Origin of the sequence: Klebsiella sp. M5al (assembly GCF_002090195.1) — a bacterium.
GTDB lineage: Bacteria > Pseudomonadota > Gammaproteobacteria > Enterobacterales > Enterobacteriaceae > Klebsiella > Klebsiella grimontii.
In genome coordinates, this window is sequence record NZ_CP020657.1 from 2,244,429 (window position 1) to 2,265,003 (window position 20,575).

At 58.2% G+C, this 20,575-nt stretch carries 17 protein-coding genes; 5 read left to right on the forward strand and 12 right to left on the reverse strand.

Annotation, left to right across the window (positions count from 1 at the left end):
- Positions 1–65: 65 nt before the first annotated feature.
- A complete protein-coding gene (locus BWI76_RS10630) occupies positions 66–1,139 on the reverse strand; it encodes a helix-turn-helix transcriptional regulator (protein ID WP_004871369.1) in 1,074 nt (357 codons plus the stop codon).
- A gap of 415 nt (positions 1,140–1,554) precedes the next feature.
- On the opposite strand from BWI76_RS10630, the gene BWI76_RS10635 reads away from it, so the two are divergent.
- The gene (locus tag BWI76_RS10635; RefSeq protein ID WP_004871366.1) at positions 1,555–2,457 is read left to right on the forward strand and encodes a GGDEF domain-containing protein; all 903 of its coding nucleotides are present in this window, start codon (positions 1,555–1,557) and stop codon (positions 2,455–2,457) included.
- Between the two features lies 1 nt (position 2,458).
- Here the strand turns inward: BWI76_RS10635 and BWI76_RS10640 are convergent, their stop codons facing one another.
- A complete protein-coding gene (locus BWI76_RS10640) occupies positions 2,459–3,292 on the reverse strand; it encodes a helix-turn-helix transcriptional regulator (protein ID WP_004871363.1) in 834 nt (277 codons plus the stop codon).
- A gap of 251 nt (positions 3,293–3,543) precedes the next feature.
- Here BWI76_RS10640 and BWI76_RS10645 point away from each other — a divergent pair, with 251 nt between their 5' ends.
- On the forward strand, positions 3,544–4,311 hold the full coding sequence (locus BWI76_RS10645; protein ID WP_004871361.1) for a phytanoyl-CoA dioxygenase family protein: 768 nt from the start codon (positions 3,544–3,546) through the stop codon (positions 4,309–4,311).
- A gap of 125 nt (positions 4,312–4,436) precedes the next feature.
- Here the strand turns inward: BWI76_RS10645 and BWI76_RS10650 are convergent, their stop codons facing one another.
- Genes BWI76_RS10650 through BWI76_RS10670 form a run of 5 tightly spaced genes read right to left on the reverse strand, consistent with a single transcriptional unit; the run spans position 4,437 to position 9,401 of the window.
- Positions 4,437–4,778, reverse strand: coding sequence for a PTS fructose-like transporter subunit IIB (locus BWI76_RS10650; RefSeq protein ID WP_004871359.1), 342 nt, complete (start codon positions 4,776–4,778; stop codon positions 4,437–4,439).
- A gap of 15 nt (positions 4,779–4,793) precedes the next feature.
- Entirely contained in the window at positions 4,794–5,669 is an 876-nt protein-coding gene (locus tag BWI76_RS10655; RefSeq protein ID WP_004871356.1) for a [formate-C-acetyltransferase]-activating enzyme, read from the reverse strand.
- Positions 5,635–7,932, reverse strand: a complete 2,298-nt coding sequence (locus BWI76_RS10660) for a formate C-acetyltransferase (protein ID WP_024359589.1) — start codon at positions 7,930–7,932, stop codon at positions 5,635–5,637. Before BWI76_RS10660 ends, BWI76_RS10655 begins: the two co-directional genes overlap by 35 nt.
- 51 nt (positions 7,933–7,983) lie before the next feature.
- Positions 7,984–8,304, reverse strand: a complete 321-nt coding sequence (locus BWI76_RS10665; protein ID WP_004871348.1) for a PTS fructose-like transporter subunit IIB — start codon at positions 8,302–8,304, stop codon at positions 7,984–7,986.
- Positions 8,305–8,324: 20 nt separating this feature from the next.
- The gene (locus tag BWI76_RS10670) at positions 8,325–9,401 is read right to left on the reverse strand and encodes a PTS fructose transporter subunit EIIC (RefSeq protein ID WP_004131253.1); all 1,077 of its coding nucleotides are present in this window, start codon (positions 9,399–9,401) and stop codon (positions 8,325–8,327) included.
- A gap of 308 nt (positions 9,402–9,709) precedes the next feature.
- Here BWI76_RS10670 and ptsP point away from each other — a divergent pair, with 308 nt between their 5' ends.
- Positions 9,710–12,211, forward strand: coding sequence for a phosphoenolpyruvate--protein phosphotransferase (gene ptsP, locus BWI76_RS10675; protein WP_064371674.1), 2,502 nt, complete (start codon positions 9,710–9,712; stop codon positions 12,209–12,211).
- Positions 12,212–12,243: 32 nt separating this feature from the next.
- Here ptsP and BWI76_RS10680 read toward each other — a convergent pair whose 3' ends face one another.
- On the reverse strand, positions 12,244–13,362 hold the full coding sequence (locus BWI76_RS10680; protein WP_064371830.1) for a tartrate dehydrogenase: 1,119 nt from the start codon (positions 13,360–13,362) through the stop codon (positions 12,244–12,246).
- 82 nt (positions 13,363–13,444) lie between these two features.
- Here BWI76_RS10680 and BWI76_RS10685 point away from each other — a divergent pair, with 82 nt between their 5' ends.
- Positions 13,445–14,422 carry a LysR substrate-binding domain-containing protein gene (locus tag BWI76_RS10685; protein WP_186439788.1) on the forward strand — a complete coding sequence of 326 codons (978 nt, stop codon included), beginning with the start codon at positions 13,445–13,447 and terminating at the stop codon, positions 14,420–14,422.
- Here the strand turns inward: BWI76_RS10685 and BWI76_RS10690 are convergent.
- The 4 genes from BWI76_RS10690 to puuD form a co-directional block, all read right to left on the reverse strand.
- Positions 14,419–15,699, reverse strand: a complete 1,281-nt coding sequence (locus tag BWI76_RS10690; protein WP_004871338.1) for an NAD(P)/FAD-dependent oxidoreductase — start codon at positions 15,697–15,699, stop codon at positions 14,419–14,421. The two genes, BWI76_RS10685 and BWI76_RS10690, sit on opposite strands and share 4 nt — an antisense overlap.
- A 2-nt stretch (positions 15,700–15,701) precedes the next feature.
- Positions 15,702–17,189, reverse strand: a complete 1,488-nt coding sequence (gene puuC / locus BWI76_RS10695; protein ID WP_024359584.1) for an aldehyde dehydrogenase PuuC — start codon at positions 17,187–17,189, stop codon at positions 15,702–15,704.
- 245 nt (positions 17,190–17,434) lie between these two features.
- Positions 17,435–17,992, reverse strand: a complete 558-nt coding sequence (puuR, locus tag BWI76_RS10700; protein ID WP_004849766.1) for an HTH-type transcriptional regulator PuuR — start codon at positions 17,990–17,992, stop codon at positions 17,435–17,437.
- A gap of 25 nt (positions 17,993–18,017) precedes the next feature.
- Positions 18,018–18,770 carry a gamma-glutamyl-gamma-aminobutyrate hydrolase gene (gene puuD / locus BWI76_RS10705; RefSeq protein ID WP_162685309.1) on the reverse strand — a complete coding sequence of 251 codons (753 nt, stop codon included), beginning with the start codon at positions 18,768–18,770 and terminating at the stop codon, positions 18,018–18,020.
- A 224-nt stretch (positions 18,771–18,994) separates the two neighbouring features.
- Between puuD and puuA the strand changes: the two genes are divergently transcribed.
- Positions 18,995–20,413, forward strand: coding sequence for a glutamate-putrescine ligase (gene puuA, locus BWI76_RS10710; protein ID WP_004131267.1), 1,419 nt, complete (start codon positions 18,995–18,997; stop codon positions 20,411–20,413).
- Positions 20,414–20,575 lie beyond the last annotated feature (162 nt).

Below are 20,575 nucleotides of genomic sequence, written 5' to 3' on the forward strand. Positions count from 1 at the left end.
AAGGTTCAGTATAGTGGTGGTCATGGCATCCACATTCATTCAAATGAATGAGTGGGTAAAATAAATTAGCTATGAATAGCCCTGATAATGAGCAGCAGCTCGGATTGATTACGGGTATGCGTTTTCCGGTACAGCGCACTAAGGTGGGTTCTGACGGTGGTGATGGAGACGCCGAGATGCAGGGCGCATTCATCCGGGGTCATCCCTCTGACCAGCAGTTCTGCTACCGCATTCTCGGCGGGTTTGACATTAAAGAGCTCCATGAATGCGCTGCCGGTGAGGAAAGGCTCGGGGATGATAATGCAAGCCGCACCGGGAATGCTGGGGGACGGGATGACCAGGATCGGCTTTGCTTGCCGCCCGGCGGTGTAGCATAATCCTGCTCGGGGGCGCGCCTCCGTCCGGGTGGCCTGTTCAATGGCATGCCGCAGTTTTTTGCTGTCTGTGTTCAGGCTTAGCGTGTCAGCGCCGACAGACCAGATCGCGCTATGGCTCGCGCGGTGGTAATTTTCGGCCCGGGTGTTGGCGTAAAGGATTTTACCGGCATGACCCACAAGCCAGACCGGGTAAATACCGTTGTCCATGACGGCACCCTGATATTTAATCGTGTCACGAAGGTGTTCAAATCTGGCATGAAGCTGGCTGGCGGTAATTAACGCGGGGATGAGGCGCCGGAACAGGTCAAATTGCGTGGGCTGTGGATAGGCCGCTTCATTAGCCGTCATCAGCGATAAATAAGTGGCATAACCGTTGACGGTACCTAGTTTGACGCTGGTAAGATAATTTAAATCATTAGGGTGATGAAATTCATTATAATAAATACTATTAGCAATAAATTTATCTCCTAAAAACTCCCTGTCTCTGTACATCTGCCCTACAGGCAACCCCGTCAATATTTTTTCGGCAGGATCGATTGCCAGAAAAACATCCCGGTAGGCCGTAAAGACTTTTTCATCAAAAAGTAATGAATCCGTCATAAGATGCGCATTACCTTTGTCATAATAAAGCAATGCCGCGTACTGATGTCCTGTCAGTAACGACAGTTTCTGCAGCGCGGGTTTCCAGAATTGAGAATCCAGCGTAGCCAACAGAATAGTCTCCAGAATTTCTATATATAATAGTTCCGGATCAATGGCCATAACGACACCTTATATTTATCGCTTAACCCGCAGGGCATGACTGATGAGGCTGGTGCTATTAGCATAGTCCTGGGAGATAAATGATGGCAATCCCCGCTCAGCCAGTTGGTAGGGAAATGCGCAAAGGGCGCTGAATTCCTTATTTTGCGGCGGACTTCCTGCGGTTTATGAAATTTCTCCCTGATCCTGGCGTGGTTTTGATGAATATTCTCCCACCGCCTGTTGATTTAAACCTGTACGTTTAGACTACCGCTTTTGCGCGAACCCGCTTCGATAACAATTTCATCTAATACGCTACGCGGGATAAGTGGAAATCCGCTCCCTGTCGCCCGCCCGCGCGCCTTTACAGTTCGCGCAAACGCTTTCCGCTGTTATGCTAACGCCCTGGCAAGCCGCGCTGTAAAGAGACCTGACCATGGCCGAACGCGAAAAAAACATCCATATTCAACCCTCGTCTTCTATTTCCCGAACCCATATCTTTCCGGCGCTGCTGGCGATCGCCGCCGTATCGGGTCTGTGCGCGTTCGTCTCGCCGCCGCTGGGACCGTGGCGCGTGATTTTGTCTAATCCCGGTATGTATATCGATCTTCTGGCGCTGCTTTTTCTGCTGTTTATGCTCTGGAGCTCAACCAAGGTGCGCATGAACCACGTGGCGGTCAACTGGGTACGCTACGGGCTGCTGCTATGGATTGCCGGAGGCACGTTCGATCTGATGGACGAAATCTTCCGCCAGCCGCGCTGGATGGGATACTACTGTGAAGATCTGCTGCGTCTGACCGGCATGCTGCTGAGCGCGGTCGGGGTCTACAAAATCATTGAGCGCATCAATCTCCTGTACGTCGACGCGCGTTCTCAATCGCTTAAGGATGAGCTGACCCAGTTGCCAAACCGCCGCTTCTTTATCGATACCGTCCGCGAAAAGGCGGGGAATACGCAGGCGCTGATGATTGTTGATATCGACTACTTTAAGAAAATTAATGACACCTACGGTCATCTGGTGGGGGACGAAGTGCTGTTTGCCCTCGGCAAACAGCTGGCGAAACTCACCAGCGATAAGGTACTGCCGTCGAGGATTGGCGGCGAAGAGTTTGCCATTATCGTTGATGGCCTGTCGGCGCAGGAAGTGGATGAACTGGCGCAGTCTATTCTGCAAAACGCCCGGGCAATCCTGATCAACCACGACAACCCGCTGTCGATTAGCATTGGCGTTGGCCTGCGGCATAAAGACGAGCCGCAGAATCAGTTTATTAAAAAGGTCGATGACGCGCTCTATAAGGCAAAAAATAACGGCCGCGGGCGAGTGGAATGGGCCGTGTGAACTATCCCTGCTGCGCGCTGCGGCAGTGGCGGCGATATTCGGACGGAGAGCGCTCGGTATAGCGTTTAAACACCCGGCAGAAATAGTTGCTGTCGACAAACCCGCAGTTGTGGGCGATCTCTTTGACCTTAAGGTCGTAGCCGCGGAGTAGTTTTTTCGCCTTTTCCAGGCGGACGCTGGTGAGAAACTCGTTAAAACCGACGGAGCCGGATTTCTGGAATATATGCGAAAGATAGTTGGGCGTAATGTGAAAGCGTTTCGCCACCGACTCGCGGGTCAGCGGCTGGCTGAGATGCTCTTCGAGATAATCCTGTACCGCCAGAAACAGATCGCGGCTGCGGCTGACGCGCATCTCCAGCCCGACCAGTTGCTCAAGGCAGTGGCTTAACAGCGCAGAGACGACCAGCCGGGCGGTCACCGGGTCCGGCTGCAGGCAGATTTCATTGAGCGACAGCAGCAGGTAGGAGCCCACGCGCGGCCCCAGGCGGGCGACGTTCTGCTTTTCCGTGCGCAGCTGCCTGCCGTCCCAGTGCTGAACGCAAAACCCCAGCTTCTGGCGGCCAAACAGAATGCTTAACGTCGATGCCGGCGCGGTCCATTCCGGCAGCGTCCATTTACCCGCCTGAACGTAGAGTACCTGCGAGGCGGAGAGCATCGTCTCCGACAGCGGCAGCCCGCTCTCCTTAAGCTCACCCTCGAGCACAATTTCCAGCCGTGGAAAGGGCACCTTAAACGCCAGCGCGGGCTCGGAGATATCCGGGTCGGGGAACCTGACGTGCAGATTATCTTTCTGATTTACTAAACGATTTAAAATATCCGCCAGATCGTCAATCATTCCGTACGCCTTAGAAGAGAGCAATTATCCTGTTGATTATAATCTATTTTATCTGCACAGGTTTGTTCTGTATCAGGCGACTTCGCGAATGATGGCCCTGCTGGAAGGCGGAAAAGCTGGATTTTGATGGCCATCACACTTTTTTCTGCCGCGTACGCTTGTCCAGTTTTTCGTAGTTTTGGCCTCATGTATTCCCGCCCGCCGCAGATTAGAGTTTGTTTTGTGTTATCGATAAGTTAAGGAATATAAATATGGAACAACAATCTGCGGTTTATCTGGATGCGCTGGGGGCGAACGTTGCGCTGAGCCCGACAATGAAACAGGAGCTGGATACCCTGGGCTACACCGTCGTGCATAACGTGGCGGACGCGGAGTGGCTGGCGGCGATGCGCGCGCTTATCGACGCCATCGTCGAGAGAGAGGGCGATAATCTGGCGATGGAGCACCACCAGGAAGCGACGGCAACCCGCATCGCCAACCTGATTAACAAAGGCGCGATTTGGGAAAAGGTCTGGTCCCACCCGCTGATTCTCTCCGCCTGTCGGCATGTTTTTCAGGGCGATTTTAAAGTCTCCAGCCTGAACGCGCGGGAAGCGTTGTTTAACGGCGGCCATCAGCCGCTGCATGCGGACTGGAAAAAGCCGCGTCCCGATTTTCCGAAAGTGCATCTGGTGAATACCATTTGGGCCATTGATGACCTGAGCGCGGAAAACGGCGCGCCGCGCATTATTCCCGGCACGCATCTTCGCCCGGAGCTGCCGGAAGAAGTGCTGGACGACCCGGAGCTGGCGCATCCTGATGAGGTGGTGTTCGCCGCGCCGGCGGGCAGCGTGATGATTTATAACGCCCACGCCTGGCACGGCGGGACGCGCAACCGCGTCGGCAGCAGAAGGCGCGTGCTGCACGGTTTATATATCGACAGGGCGGATACCGCACAGCAGGATCAGCAGCGCTGGCTGACGCCGGAAACCGCCAGCCGCCTGACGCCCGCGCAGAAATGGCTGCTGGCCGTGGAGTAAGAATCGCGTGGAATTGTAGCCCCGGTAAGCGCAGCGTGACCGGGGAAAACCTGAAACTGCCGAAGTGTTATTTCCCCGGGCCGCGGCGCAAGCGCCTTGCCCGGGCTACAAAATCACAGGTGCGCTCACGGGATCTCAATATACACCACCGGTTTTTTCATAATGCATTTCACCGCCTCGACAATCTGCTGCGGCTGCAGCAGAAAGGTTTTAATGCTGGTCTTAATGGTGCGGATGCCGTGAAAACGTTGGGCATCGTCAATTTCAATATCCGTCACCAGCAGAACGACATCGACGTGGGCAATATCCTCAGCGGTGATTTTGTTCTCCACCCCCAACGCGCCCTGGGTTTCTATTTTGATATTCCATTTCTCCTGGTGGCCGACTTTTTCCAGCCGCTCGGCCGCCATATAGGTGTGAGCGACGCCGCTGACGCAGGCCGTGACGGCAACGATAGTGAAATCCATAGCATCCTCCAGGCGTTATCCGCCGACGGTCACGCTAAAACCGGCCCGTTCGGCCAGCGTCTTGAATGGTTGAATCTCAGATTCCGCGGGCGCTTTAATCATCAACATCGACCATGTTTTTCCCAGTAAGTGATATTTGGGTTCGCCGTACTGATGGAACGGCAGAAGATGAATTTCGGGCAGCTTAAAGGGGGCCAAAAAAGCCAGAATCTGGCGGAAATTCTCTTCGTTAAGCGTGAACCCCGGAATCAGCGGCACCCGGGGGATCACGTGAATATGCGCGTCCACCAGACGGGCGAAGTTATCCAGCACCCGCGGCATATTCATCCGCAGCTGCTCGCGGGCCAGCGCTTCATCCATGATTTTCAGATCGAACAGCACTTCGTCGCACGCCTGCGCCAGCGGAAAAAAACGGCTGAAGGCGCTATCGCCCGCCGTTTCAATCGCCGTTCTCACTCCCCATTCGCGCAGGCGGCGCAGAAAACGCGCGGCAAACTCGGCCTGCATCAGCACCTCGCCGCCCGATAGGGTGACGCCGCCGCCGGAGGCGCGGAAGAAGACCTCATCCTTCAGCACCTCTTTAAGCAGATTATCCAGGGTGACGTCGCGGCCAATCTGCTCCCACGCGCCGGAGGGACACTCGACCACGTCCTGCTGGCAGCGGGAACAGCGCAGGCACTTGCTCTCGCGGCGTACGGTCTGAATTTTCGGCGAGATCGATTCCGGATTGGCGCACCACGGGCAGGTGTGCGGGCAGCCTTTAAAAAACACGACGGTGCGGATCCCCTGACCGTCATTCAAAGAGTAGCGCTGGATGTTAAAAATGCGCGCCTTATCGGCGCGCGTTTCCATCACCTCACAGCTGATGCGCGGTGCGGCGGATAATGTCATCCTGAATCTCCTGCGACAGCTCGACAAAAAAGGCGCTATAGCCGGCGACGCGCACCACCAGACCGGCGAAGTCCTGCGGCCGCTGCTGGGCTTCGCGCAGGGTGTCGGCGTTGACCACGTTGAACTGAATATGCTGTAGCTTCAGCTTGGTGAAGGCCTGCAGAAAGTCGGCCAGCTTGTTGAGGCCGCTGTCGCCGGCAAGGGTCGCCGGGGTGAATTTGACGTTCAGCAGCGTCCCGTTGGAGAGCAGAAAGTTATCCAGCTTGCTGACCGACTTGAGCACCGCGGTCGGCCCCTGCACGTCCTGGCCGAGCATCGGCGACAGCCCGCCGTCCGCCAGCTGCTCCCCGGCCAGGCGTCCGTCCGGCGTCGCGCCAACCACCGACCCCAGCGGCACGTGGGCGGAGACGGTATAGGAGCCCGGCGTGAAATGACCGCCGCGCGGGTTCTGATACCGCTCAACCTCTTTGCAGTAGAAGCGCAGCAGATCGGCGCTGATGTTGTCCACTTCGTCGATATCGTTGCCGTATTTCTCGAAGCGGTTGATCAGGCGCGCGCGGATCTTTTCGCCTTCCGGCGTCTGGAAGTTGGCTTTCAGCACCGCGATCAGCTCGGCGAAGCTCAGGCGTTTTTGCTCAAACACCATCCCTTTGAGCGCGTGCAGCGAGTCGCTGAGGTTGGCGATGCCGATACCCTGCACCCCAGAGAAGTTATAGCGCGCGCCGCCTTCGGTAATATCCTGGCCGTGCTGCACGCAGTCTTCAATAAAGGAAGAGAGCAGGGGAACCGGCGCCCAGTCGCGGTGGCCGATATCGCAAATATTGCTGCCTTCGACCATCAGCTTAATGTAATAGCGAATCTTGTCGCGGATTTGATTAATCAACCCATCCCAGGTGATATCAGGATTGCTTTCGTTTTCCAGCATCACGATTTCCATCACCTTCAGCAGGTTAAACATGGCGATATCGTGCAGGCCGTAGGTGCGCCCCGGGATCGACAGCTCAACGCAGCCGACCACCGAGTAATCCCGCGCGTCTTCCAGCGAGACGCCGCGGTTGAGAAACGCCGGGATCACCACTTCATCATTAAAGATTTGCGGAATGCCGGTGCCGAGGCGAATGGTTTCGGCGGTTTTGCGCAGGAACGGACGGTCGATCAGCTCGTTGACCCGCACGCCGAGGTTCGGCTGCGGCAGGCGCACGTTCTGGTAGGCGTCGAGGGATAAAAACGACAGGATATTGACCGCGCTGCGTCCGGTCTCGGTCAGGCCGCCGAGCAGGGCGGTATAGCCGGTCGGGAAGCCCGCGAAGTAGCGCGCGCTGCTGGTGGAGCGCAGCAGGACGATATCGTTGCACTTCACCCACAGCGACTCCAGCAGCTCCTGAAGAAACTGCGGATCCTGGCCGCGATTCAACGACGCCTGATAGTACGGCAGCATGTACTGGTCAAAGCGTCCCAGCGAAATGGAGCTGGCGTTGGATTCATACTGCAAAATGATGTTCATATACCAGAACAGCTGGCAGGCCTGCCAGAAGTCTTCCGGGCGGTGCAGCGCGTTATGGCGCGAAATTTCGCCGATGGTTTCCAGCTCTTTGCGCCGCTGCGGGTCAACGCAGCCGGCGGCCATCTCATCGGCCAGCGCGGCATAGCGCAGAATATGGCGCTGGGAGGCTTCCAGCAGGATCAGCACCGCCTGATAAAAACTGTTCTGCGGGTGCTGCTTATTCAACGCCTTAAGCTCCGCCACCAGCGCGGCGAGGCCGTTTTCCAGCAGGCGGGGGTAGTCGATAATGATATGCCCCTGGCCTTTATCGGTCTGGTTAACGCTAAAAATCTGCGTGCTGACGGCGGTCTTCACTTCATCGGTCATCTGGCTGTTGATGAAGTCCTTCATCGAGCGATTTTCCCAGTAGGGGAACAGCTCTTCGCGGTAGATGCGCTTATCTTCTTCGCTAATATTGAAGCGGTCCTGCGGGCGGGTCGGGAACTGGTCCAGCTCCTTAAGCAGCCAGTAGGGGTCCATTTCCGGGGACATAATCCCGGCGCGCGGCTTGATCGTGCGGTTACCGGCAATCAGTTCATCATCACGAATCGAAATCTGCACATGGTCGAGAACCCATGCGGTCGCTTTCGCCCGGCGGATCATCACCGGCTCTCCCTCGGTCTGTTTATGGCTGGCGGTGTAGAGCAGGGCCCGCTCGAGGGAGATTTCGCGCGGGTTGGCGAACAGACGGTCTTTTAAGCGTTGAGTGCGATTAGTCATGACAAACTCCATGTTATTTTGCGGGGCGCAGGTCGCGCCCCGTGCTTTCGGTCAGGCATTCTGTGAAAGGTGGCTGTCGATTTTGTTCATAATGGCTTCGGCGCGCTTCACGGCATCGCTGATATTGACGCGCACGATGGTTTTACCGGCAAAACGCTCTTCGAACTTAATACCGATATCTTTAGTCAGGATCACCAGATCGGCGCTGGCGACGTCTTCCGCCGTCAGTTCATTCTCAATACCGATGGAGCCCTGAGTCTCGACTTTGACCTGCCAGCCTTTGGCTTTAGCGGCGCTCTCCAGCGACTCGGCGGCCATATAGGTGTGGGCGACGCCAGACGGGCAAGCGGTAACGGCGATAATTTTGGTCATACAATATTCCTTCCACTGTTTCAGTTAATTTCGAAATCAAGATCCATCTCGTCATCGGCTTTGGCGTCTGACGTTTTCTTTTTCGCAAGGGCTTTGAGCAGGATGACGCAGGCGGCGCTGACGATGGCGCCCACCGCCAGACCGGCAATAAATCCGCCTTTACCTTCAACCACCGGCAGCACGATCAGCCCGCCCCAGCCGGCGTAGCACTGGGCGCCGAGCAGCGCGGCGGTGACGCAGCCGGCGGCTGCGCCGATCATGTTGGCCGGGATAACGCGCAGCGGGTCGGCGGCGGCGAAGGGAATCGCCCCTTCGGTGACGCCAACGCACCCCATCACCAGCGCGGCTTTACCGGTTTCTCGCTCTTCAGCGGAGAAGTATTTGCGCCCAATCAGCGTTGCCAGGCCCATGCCCAGCGGCGGCACGGCGATGCCGACGGCGGCGATAGCGACCACGCTGTAAACGCCCTGCGAGACGCAAATCAGCATGAAGGCGTAGGCGACTTTATTCACCGGACCGCCCATGTCGAAGGCCAGCATCAGACCCATAATGATGGCGAGAATCACGATGCTGCCTTCGCGCATGCCCTGCAGCCAGCCGGTCAGACTGGCGGTCAGCGCGCCAATCGGCTCGCCGAGACCCCACATCATGATCCCGGCGGTTATAAAGGTGCCGATAATCGGGATAACGAAGATGGGCATCACCGAGCGCAGCACTTTGTGCACCGGGATCTTCTTCAGGTAGTAGACCACCAGCCCGCCGATGATCCCGGCAATCAGCGCGCCGAAGAAGCCGGCGCCGAAGCTGTTGCCGACCCAGGCGCCGATGGCGCAGGGGGCCAGCGCCGCGCGGTCGGAGATGGAGTAGCCGATATAGGCTGCCAGAAACGGCACCATCAGCGTCAGCCCGGCCACGCCGATATCAAACAGTTTTTTCAGGTTAGGGTCGGTGGCGGCATCGGGCACCGCGCCCTTGCCGTACAACATGACGGAGACTGCCAGCAAGATCCCACCGGACACGACAAACGGGATCATATGTGACACCCCGGTCATGAGGTGCTGGCGTGTATTTTTTAATATTTGCACCAGTTCATTCATTGTTTTTCTCCTGAGCGCTGCGTGGCCCGTGACTGAGTTGATGTCTCAACCTTAGAAAAAGGGCGGCGCATAAAATAGTAGAGAAAAAGTGCATTTACTGGATATTTGTAAGACGAGAAGAAAATTGCGATCCACCTCAAATCTTAGTTCTGGCGGGTTTTTGACGCCGTTAATAGGGCGATTTGTGACCACGAGCATAAAAAAGAGTCTGGCATACAATTATCCAGTAATTACCACTTTTATCACGTAGTGGCGGGCGGCTTCTTTCTTTACCTTTTGGCTAATACGCATTATTCAGGAGGAAGGCGATGGCTCTGGTAATTGAATTCATATGTGATTTGCCCAACGGCGTACATGCGCGCCCGGCAAGCCTGGTCGAAACGCTGTGCAATACTTTTTCGTCTTCGGTCGAATGGTTAAATATCCGCACGGAAGGGCGCGGGAACGCGAAAAGCGCGCTGGCGATTATCGGCACCAATACCTTGAAGGGGGACCGCTGTGAGCTGATCGTCAGCGGAGAGGACGAAGAACAGGCGTTCGCCGCGCTATCGGCGTTTATCCGCGACGAATTTCCGCACTGCGATGCGCCGCTGCCGACGGCTGAGCAGATGGATGTTCAGCCGGTTCCTGAATCCCTCTCGCGCCTCAATCCCACGCTGTTTCACGCCTTACCGGTCTGCGCCGGCAGCGCGGGCGGCAGGCTCACCCATCTTAAGTCCCTCGATCTGCGCGATTTAGGCGCGCTACCGGCGGCGGGCGCCATCGAACAGGAGCAGGCGGCGCTGGATAAAGGGCTAACGCTGCTGGTGAAAAACATTGAGTTCCGCCTGCTGGATAACGACGGCACCGCCAGCGCGATCCTTGAAGCGCATCGCTCCTTGGCCACCGACGCTTCGCTGCGCCAGCACCTGCTGGACGGGCTGCTGAGCGGCCTGAGCTGCGCCGAAGCGGTGGTCGCTAGCGGTGAACATTTTTGCGCCCAGTTCAGCGCATCCGGCAACAGCTATTTGCAGGAGCGCGTGCTGGACGTTCGCGACGTCTGCTTCCAGTTGCTCCAGCATATCTACGGCGAAGCGCGCTTCCCGGCGCCGGGTAAGCTGACGGAAGAGGCCATCTGCCTCGCCGATGAACTCACTCCCAGCCAGTTTCTTGAGCTGGATAAAACCCTGCTTAAAGGCCTGCTGCTGCGCAGCGGCGGCACCACTTCACATACGGTGATCCTCGCGCGTTCGTTCAATATTCCCACTCTGGTAGGTGTCGATATGGAAGCGCTGCTGCCGTGGGTCGATCGGCGAGTGCAGATTGACGGTAACGCCGGGCTGGTGGTGGTCAATCCCAATCAAGCGGTGGCGCGCTACTATCAGCAGGAGGCCTGGGTGCAGGCGCAGATCCGCCGCCAGCAGCAGGCCTGGCTGGATAAAGAGGGGCGTACGGAAGACGGGATTCGTCTGGAAGTGGCGGCCAATATCGCCCATTCGGTAGAGGCGACGGCGGCCTTCAACAACGGCGCACAGTCGGTAGGCCTGTTCCGCACCGAAATGCTCTATATGGACAGGCCCAGCGCGCCCTCGGAAAACGAGCTCTACAACATATTTTGCCAGGCGCTGGAGCCGGCTAACGGGCGCGGCATTATCATCCGCACTATGGATATCGGCGGCGACAAGCCGGTGGCCTACCTCAACATTCCGGCGGAGAACAACCCGTTTCTCGGCTACCGGGCGGTACGTATTTACGCAGAGTATCAGGCGCTGTTCCGCACCCAGCTGCGGGCGATTTTGCGCGCCTCGGCGCACGGCGCGCTGAAAATCATGATCCCGATGATTTCCTCGATGGAGGAGATTCTGTGGGTGAAGGAGCAGTTGGCGGATGCCAAACAGTCGCTGCGCAGCGAACATATTCCGTTTGATGAGAAGATCCCGCTGGGCATTATGCTCGAAGTGCCGTCGGTGATGTTTATCATCGATCAGTGCTGCGAAGAGATTGATTTCTTTAGTATCGGCAGTAACGACCTGACCCAGTATCTGCTGGCGGTCGATCGCGATAACGCCAAGGTGACGCGCCACTACAACAGCCTTAACCCGGCCTTTTTGCGCGCGCTGGATTATGCGGTTCAGGCGGTGCATCGTCAGGGTAAATGGATCGGCCTGTGCGGCGAGCTGGGGGCCAAAGGCTCGGTGCTGCCGCTGCTGGTAGGGCTGGGGCTCGATGAGCTAAGCATGAGCGCGCCGTCGATCCCCGCGACCAAGGCGCGTCTGGCGCAGCTCGATAGCCGCGCCTGCCGTCAGTTGCTGAATCAGGCGATGCAGTGCCGTACTTCGCTGGAGGTCGAGCACCTGCTGGCCCAGTTCCGCATGACCCAGCAGGACGCGCCGCTGATTACCCCTCAGTGCATTACGCTGAACAGCGACTGGCGCAGTAAAGAGGAGGTGATTAAGGGTATGACCGACAATCTGCTGCTGGCCGGGCGCTGCCGCTACCCGCGTAAGCTGGAAGCCGATCTGTGGGCCCGCGAAGCGGTGTTCTCCACCGGGCTGGGCTTTAGCTTCGCCATTCCGCACAGTAAATCGGAGCATATCGAGCAGTCGACCATCAGCGTCGCCCGCCTGGCGCAGCCGGTAGCGTGGGGCGACGACGAGGCGCAGTTTGTGATTATGCTGACGCTGAACAAACATTCGGCGGGCGATCAGCATATGCGTATTTTCTCGCGGCTGGCGCGGCGCATTATGCATGCGGAGTTCCGGCAATCGCTGGTGACGGCGCAGAGCAGCGAGGCGATCGCGGCGCTGCTGCAGCGCGAGCTGGAGCTGTAGTTATCTCCCCGGTGGCGCTGCGCTTACCGGGGCTACGGGTTACCAGCCGTCTGCCGGGAGACCTGGTGTGCGGCAATCGCCTGACAAATCGCTTCGCCCACCTGCTGGGTGGAGGCGGTGCCTTGCATATCCGGCGTCTTCGGTCCGCTGGCGATGGTTTGCTCAATCGCCGCCAGAATGCCGTCATGGGCGGCCTGATAGCGCGCGTCGCCGTTGCCGAGGAAGTCGAGCATCATCGCGCCGGCCCAGATGGTGGCAATCGGGTTGGCGATATTTTTGCCGTAGATATCCGGCGCGGAACCGTGCACCGCTTCAAACAGCGACGGGAAGGTGCGGTCCGGGTTGAGATTCGCCGACGGAGCAATGCCGATAGTGCCGGTACAGGCAGGACCGAGGTCGGAGAGAATATCGCCGAACAGGTTGGAGCCGACCACCACGTCAAAACGCTCAGGCTGCAGCACGAAGCGGGCGCACAGAATATCAATATGCTGTTTATCCCATTTCACCTCCGGGTATTCCTGCGCCATCGCTTCGACGCGCTGGTCCCAGAAGGGCATGCTGATGGCCAGACCGTTGGATTTGGTCGCCGACGTTAGCGTTCTGCGCGGGCGGCTTTGCGCTAATTCAAAAGCGTAGCGCAGAATGCGGTCAACGCCGCGGCGGGTAAATACCGACTCCTGAATCACCACTTCATGTTCGGTCCCCGGATTCACATGCCCGCCGAGGGCGGAGTATTCCCCTTCGGTATTCTCGCGCACCACGTAAAAATCGATATCGCCGGGCTGCTTACCCGCCAGCGGGCAGGGGACGCCGGGGAACAGGCGCACCGGACGCAGGTTGACGTACTGGTCAAATTCGCGGCGGAACTTTAGCAGCGAGCCCCACAGGGAGATGTGATCCGGCACGATATCCGGCCAGCCGACCGCGCCGAAGTAGATCGCATCGAACGTTTGCAGCTGTGCGCGCCAGTCGTCGGGCATCATGGCGCCGTGTTGCGCGTAATAGTCGCAGCTGGCCCACTCAAAGTGCTCGAAGCTTAACGCCAGCCCCCAGCGTTCGGCGGCGGCCTGCAGCACGCGGACGCCTTCCGGCAGCACTTCTTTACCGATGCCATCGCCGGGGATGGCGGCAATACGTAAGGTTTTATTCATCATTGTTCTCAGTTTCAGGTAAGGGAAATTGACTTCATCTCTATCCTATAATTGACTGATTCATAATTAATCCCGCCAACTGGTGAAACATAAAACACGAATCATGAATAATCTGCCGCTGCTGAACGATTTGCGCGTCTTTATGCTGGTTGTCCGCCGCGCCGGTTTTGCCGCCGCCGCTGAAGAGCTGGGGGTCTCTCCGGCTTTCGTCAGCAAGCGCGTGTCGCTGCTGGAGCAAACGCTCAACGTCCAGCTGCTGCACCGCACCACCCGACGCGTCGCTATCACCGAAGAGGGGGAGCGCATCTACGAATGGGGGCTGCGCATCCTGCAGGACGTCGATCAGATGATGGATGAGCTCTCCGATGCGCGGCAGGTGCCGCAGGGGACGCTGCGGATTATCAGCAGCTTTGGCTTTGGCCGGCGGGTAGTCGCGCCGGCGCTCTCCGAGCTGGCCCGTAGCTACCCGCAGCTGGAGATCCGTTTCGACGTCGCCGACCGGCTGGTGGATTTAGCCAATGAAGGCGTCGATCTGGATATTCGCGTCGGCGACGACATCGCTCCTAACCTGATTGCCCGCCAGCTTGCTACCAACCATCGAATTCTCTGTGCTTCGCCGGAATTTATCGCCCGTCACCCGGCGCCAAAGCAGCTTAGCGACCTTGCCGCCTTACCCTGCCTGGTGATCAAAGAGCGCGACCGGCCCTTTGGCGTCTGGCAGCTGCGCGATAAAGAGGGCGAGCACGCCATCAAGGTGACCGGGCCGCTGTCGTCAAACCACGGCGAAATCGTCCATCAGTGGTGCCTCGAGGGGCAGGGGATCGCGCTGCGCTCGTGGTGGGACGTCAGGGAAAATATCGCCAGCGGCAACCTGGTGCATCTGCTGCCGGAGTATTACCAGCCTGCCAATATTTGGGCGGTATACGTCTCGCGGCTGGCGACCTCGGCCAAAATTCGCACCACCGTGGAGTTTTTACGCCGCTACTTCCGCCAGCGCTTTCCGCAGCAGGACGACGAGGCAACATTGCCGACGGCAGGCGCCGTCGGCCGGGGGGATTAAACGCCGAGCCTGTCGCGCAGGCTGTAGTAGGCCGCGCCCATGGCGGTAAATGGAATGCGCAGGCTGCGCCCGCCGGGGAACGGATAGTGCGGTAGCTTCGCAAAGGCGTCGAAACGTTCGGCGTCGCCGCGCAGCAGCTCCGAAATCAGCCGTCCGGCGAGGTGGGTACAGGTGACGCCGTGGCCGCTGTAGCCTTGCATATAATAGATATTGTTATCGAGGCGGCCAAACTGCGGCATCCTTGAGAGGGTCAGCAGGAAGTTGCCGGTCCAGCGATAGTCGATTTTCACCCCCTGCAGCTGCGGGAAGGTTTTCAGCAGCTTCGGCATAATCAGCCGCTCAACGTCGTCCGGATCGCGCGCGCCGTACACCACGCCGCCGCCGTACAGCAGGCGGTTATCGGCGGTCAGACGGTAGTAATCCAGCAGGTAGTTACAATCCTCCACGCAGTAGTTTTTCGGGATCAGCGAGCGCGCCAGATCCTCAGCCAGCGGCGCGGTGGCGACCACCTGGGTGCCGCACGGCATGCTGCGTTTCGCCAGCTCCGGCTCGAGCTTATCGCCGAGATAGGCGTTACCGGCGACGATCACATAGCGGGCGGTAACCTGCCCGCGTTCGGTAGTCACCACCGCCGGGCTGCTGTGCTGAATGCGGGTGACCGGTGATTGTTCGTAAACCCGACCGCCGTTTAGCCGAATGGCGTCCGCCTCGCCAATCGCCAGGTTCAGCGGATGAATATGGCCGCCGCTGTGGTCCAGCAGGGCGCCGGCGTAGCGGTCGCTGTCCACTTCGCGGCGAATGGCGCTGGCATCCAGCAGCTCCAGCTGGGTATTGCCGTAGCGCTCCCAGTTCGCCTTCTGCTCTTCCAGCGTCTCCAGCTGTTTATGGTTCAGCGCGACAAATAGCCCGCCGGGGCGATAGTCGCACTGGATTTGATAGCGCTGGATGCGCTCGCGAATAATGTCGCCGCCTTCAAACATCATGCTGCCGAGCATTTTCGCCGCGTCCGGACCGTAGGTTTTTTCGATAACGTCGATATCGCGGCTATAGGAGTTAACCAGCTGGCCGCCGTTACGCCCGCTGGCGCCGAAGCCGATGCGCGCGCCTTCCAGCAGCACCACATCGTAGCCCATTTCGGCCAGATGCAGCGCCGATGAGAGGCCGGTATAGCCGCCGCCGACGACGCAGACGTCGCAGCTGATTGATTCGCCCAGCGTCGGGAACGGCTCATAGCGGTTGGCGCTGGCGGCGTAATAGCTGGTGGTATGTTCGCTCATGATTAAGACTCCAGGGCAATCCAGATAGTTTTCAGTTCAGTGAATTTTTCCAGCGCGTGCAGGGACTTATCGCGTCCGTTGCCGCTCTGCTTGTAGCCGCCGAAGGGCACGGTCATATCGCCATCGTTGTAGTTGTTCACGAAGACGGAGCCGGCTTTCAGACGGCGGCTGACGCGGTGAGCGCGGGAGAGATCGCGGGTCCAGACCGCCGCGCCGAGGCCGTAGCGGCTATCGTTGGCCAGCGCCAGCGCCTGCTCCTCGTTTTTAAAGCGAGTCACCACCAGCACCGGGCCGAAGATCTCCTCCTGGCTGAGCGGGGAGGCGGGGTCGACGTCGACGAAGATGGTCGGGCCGACCGCCGCGGGCCACGGATTTTTGCGCCCGTCCAGCAGCAGCGTGCTGTGCGCTTCGCCGGCGCGAATAAAGCTGTGGACGCTATCGGCATGGGTGTTGTCGATCAGCATGCCCATAGTGGTATTCGGGTCGAGTGGATTGCCCGGCTGCCAGCCCTTTGCCTGCTCTTTCAGGAGATCGAGAAAGCGGTCGGCGATGCTCTCTTCCAGCAGCAGGCGGGTACCGGCGATACAGACCTGGCCCTGGTTGTAAAAAATACCGCCGGCGGTCGCGTTGACTGCTTTTTGTAGATCCGGGCAGTCGGCAAAGACGATATTGGCGCTTTTGCCGCCCGCCTCCAGCCAGACGCGTTTCATATTACTGTCGCCCGCGTCCTTCAGTAGCTGTTTAGCGGTGCGGGTGGAGCCGGTAAAGGTAATCACTTCGACGTCCGGATGCAGCGCTAGCGCCTGACCGGCTTCATGGCCGAAACCGCTCACCACGTTAAATACGCCGTCCGGCAGTCCGGCCTGTTTTGCTAAGCCCGCCAGACGTAGGGCGGTAAGCGGGGATTTTTCCGACGGCTTGAGCACCACGCTGTTGCCGGACGCCAGCGCCGGGCCAAGCTTCCAGCAGGCCAGCAGCAGCGGGAAATTCCACGGCACCACCGCCGCAATCACGCCAATCGGTTCGCGGACGATCATGGCCAGTTCGTTGCCGCCGGTGGGGGCGACTTCGCCGTAGACTTTATCGATAGCTTCGGCATACCAGCGGATCGCACGGGCGGCGCCGGGGATATCGTCGCGCAGGCTGTGGCGAATCGGCTTGCCGGTGTCGAGGGTTTCCAGCAGCGCCAGCTCTTCGCGATGGGCGTCCATCAGGTCGGCGAATTTTGTCAGCACCGCTTTGCGCTGGGCAGGAGACGCCTGCGACCAGTCGCCGCGATCGAAAACGCCGCGGGCGGCCTGGACCGCGCGATCGACGTCGGCCTTTTTGCCGCGCGCGACCTCGGCAAGGGTCTGCTGCGCTGCCGGGTCGATGGTGGCAAACACGCTATTATCGGCGGCGGCGCTGTATTCGCCGTTAATAAATAAGCGTGTCTCAATCGTCAGTTCGCGTGCTTTTTGTTGCCAGTAAGCCAGGTTGTGAAAATCCATCATGACTCCTTAATAACGTAATCGGGAAAAGATAAAAATTGGCTATTTCTGACCCTCAGGGCGCAGGGCGTCCCCGGGGTTGATTACCGTGTAAATTGCCCGTTAACGGGCGTGAATTATCCGGGGCCAGCGGAATACCTTTTTCCGCATTGCGCAAGGTGAACTAGCGTTTTCTTCGCGCCGCCGGAATGAATCCCCGGCGGCGCAGGCCTGAAGAAAGCCTGAGAAAACCTCAGGCTAAAAAATCAGAATGTGGTGGGAGTATGGGCGCTAATGATTCGGCAGATACCCGCCGAGGTGTTGCTGAAGCTATGCGGTATGCCGGTGTTAATGGCATAGCTTTGCCCAGCCACCAGGTGATACGCCTGACCGTTAATGGTCAGCACGACTTCACCCTCCAGTATGGTGCCTATCTCCTCACCCTGATGCTTGATCCTCTCCCCGGTTGTGGTTCCAGGCTGGTACGTTTCAAAAATCATCGCCAGCGTGCGGTTCGGATTGCCATTATGAACCAGCTTCATCGACACCCCCTGACTGCCGATTTCAATCAGATCGTCCTGATTGATAACCACCTGGGGTTCAGCCGGTTTTTCTGGTTCAGAAAAGAATTCCGAGAGCGACAGCCCGTAGACTTTCAGCAGCTTTTGCAGCGTACTGATGGCAGGACTGACTTTGTCCTGTTCTATGGTGCTGATGGCACTATGTGTTAACCCAGACAGTTCGGCGGCACGACGCTGTGAGAGACCCAGCTGTTGGCGGATCTCTGACAGACGTTTCCCTGGCGCCAGTCCGTCATCGCTCATATTTGCATTTCCTTAACGGTAGTGGTCAGAGTCGCTGTTTTTCGGCGACATAGTTCTGACAGGCGGTGATAAAACCCTCAAACAACATTCGCGACAGGGCGTATTCGCTACTGTTCCATTCAGGATGCCACTGCACGCCGAGGGCGAAAGGATGGTCGTTAACGCTGACCGCTTCCGCCAGCCCGTCCGGAGAACGCGCCTCCACGCGCAGCCGTGGACCCGTGGTTTTCGCTCCCTGTCCGTGTAACGAGTTTACCCAAAACGTGTTGCAGCCCGGTATTAACTGAGAAAGTAATCCTCCTTCCTGAACCTGAACTTCATGCGAGGGCGCATATTGCTGCTCGACGGGAAGTTCGGGGTCCTCGCGGTGTTCAAGAAGCTCAGGCTGCTCGAACAGACGACGATACAGAGTCCCGCCGGTGGCGACAACCAGTTCCTGTAGTCCACGGCAGATGGCGAAAATGGGGATGCGCCTTTCGAGCGCGGCGTCGATCAGCGCCATGCTCAGAAGATCACGCCCGGGATCGGCGTCAGGCTCATCGCCGTTTTCACCATAGAGGTGCGGCTGTACGTTGCTCGGGCTGCCGGGCAGATAAATGCCATCCAGTTTTGGCAGTAGCGCGGAAAGCAGTTCCGGCTCCGCCAGCGCGTGCGGCAGGGCAATCGGCACGCCGCCGGCGTTAACAATCGCGTTCAGATACTTCTCTTGCAGAGTCTGGGTCTGGTGACCCTTAAGCCTGTTTCGACACATCACCACGCCAATAACTGGCTTGTACATTATATTTTCCATGATCGCCCTCACAAAGTGGACTAAATTATGACCGGATTAGCGGGTAAAACGGCCATTTCGTTCAATATTTTCTCAATCTAGCAGTGGATATAGCCCTTTGCAAACTTAATTTAACATTTGACAAACAATTTGTTTGCATACACATTCGAAGAGTGGACATTATATTTAACAGTGCCATTCAGGGTCCGAAACTAAAACAACGGCGGTGAATCATGGAAACCAATATCGTAGAAGTTGAGAATTTTGTTCAGCAGTCGGAAGAGAGACGGGTCAGCGCGTTCACCTGGGAAGTGAAGCGCTACCTCGAGCGTTACCCCAATACGCAATACGTAGATGTACTGTTAACCGACCTGAACGGCTGCTTCCGCGGTAAGCGGATCCCGGTGTCCGGCCTGAGCAAACTGGAGAAGGGCTGCTATTTCCCGGCTTCGGTGTTCGCGATGGACATTCTCGGCAACGTGGTGGAAGAGGCGGGACTCGGCCAGGAGATGGGCGAACCGGATCGCACCTGCGTACCGGTGCTGGGAACCTTAACGCCGTCAGCGGCGGACCCGGAATACATCGGTCAGGTTCTGCTGACCATGGTTGATGAAGATGGCGCTCCCTTTGACGTTGAGCCGCGGAACGTTCTGAACCGGCTCTGGCAGCAGCTGCGCCAGCGCGGGCTGTTCCCCGTGGTAGCGGTAGAGCTGGAGTTCTATTTACTTGACCGCAAGCGCGACGCGGAAGGCTACCTGCAGCCGCCGTGCGCGCCGGGAACCGGCGATCGCAATACCCAGAGTCAGGTTTACTCCGTCGACAACCTCAACCACTTTGCCGACGTGCTGAACGAAATCGATGAGATCGCCCAGCTCCAGCTGATCCCGGCGGACGGCGCGGTGGCGGAAGCCTCTCCCGGTCAGTTTGAAATCAACCTCCACCATACCGATAACGTGCTCGACGCCTGCGATGACGCGCTGGCGTTAAAACGTCTCGTGCGTTTGATGGCGGAGAAGCATAAGATGCACGCCACTTTTATGGCCAAACCCTATGAAGAGCACGCCGGTAGCGGGATGCATATCCATATCAGCATGCAGAACAACAAAGGCGAGAACGTGCTGGCGGACGCGGACGGCGAAGATTCCGCGATGTTAAAACGCGCGCTCGCCGGGATGATTGACCTGATGCCGGCGTCGATGGCGCTGTTGGCGCCGAACGTCAACTCGTATCGTCGTTTCCAGCCGGGAATGTACGTGCCGACCCAGGCGTCGTGGGGGCACAACAACCGGACGGTGGCGCTGCGCATTCCGTGCGGCGATCGGCACAACCACCGCGTCGAGTATCGCGTGGCCGGGGCGGACGCCAACCCGTACCTGGTGATGGCGGCGATTTTCGCCGGCATCCTCCACGGTCTGGATAATCCGCTGCCGCTACAGGAAGAGGTGGAAGGCAACGGCCTTGAGCAGGAGGGGCTGCCGTTCCCGATTCGCCAGAGCGATGCGCTGTGGGAGTTTATGCAAAACGATCACCTGCGCGAGCGGCTTGGCGAACGTTTCTGCCACGTTTATCACGCCTGTAAAAACGACGAATTACTGCAGTTTGAGCGGCTGATCACGGAAACCGAAATCGAGTGGATGTTGAAAAACGCCTGATTGCCGCCCCGCAGGGGGCAGCTTAGCGTTATCACGAGTAGCATCATACGGCCTGAGCGGAGCCTGGTCGGACGTTTTTGCTGGGAGCCCAGCCATTCCCGGATGCCGCGTTAAGGAGCGCAGGCGGCAACGGGGCTTCAGTTAACGACACAGTGTGTAACG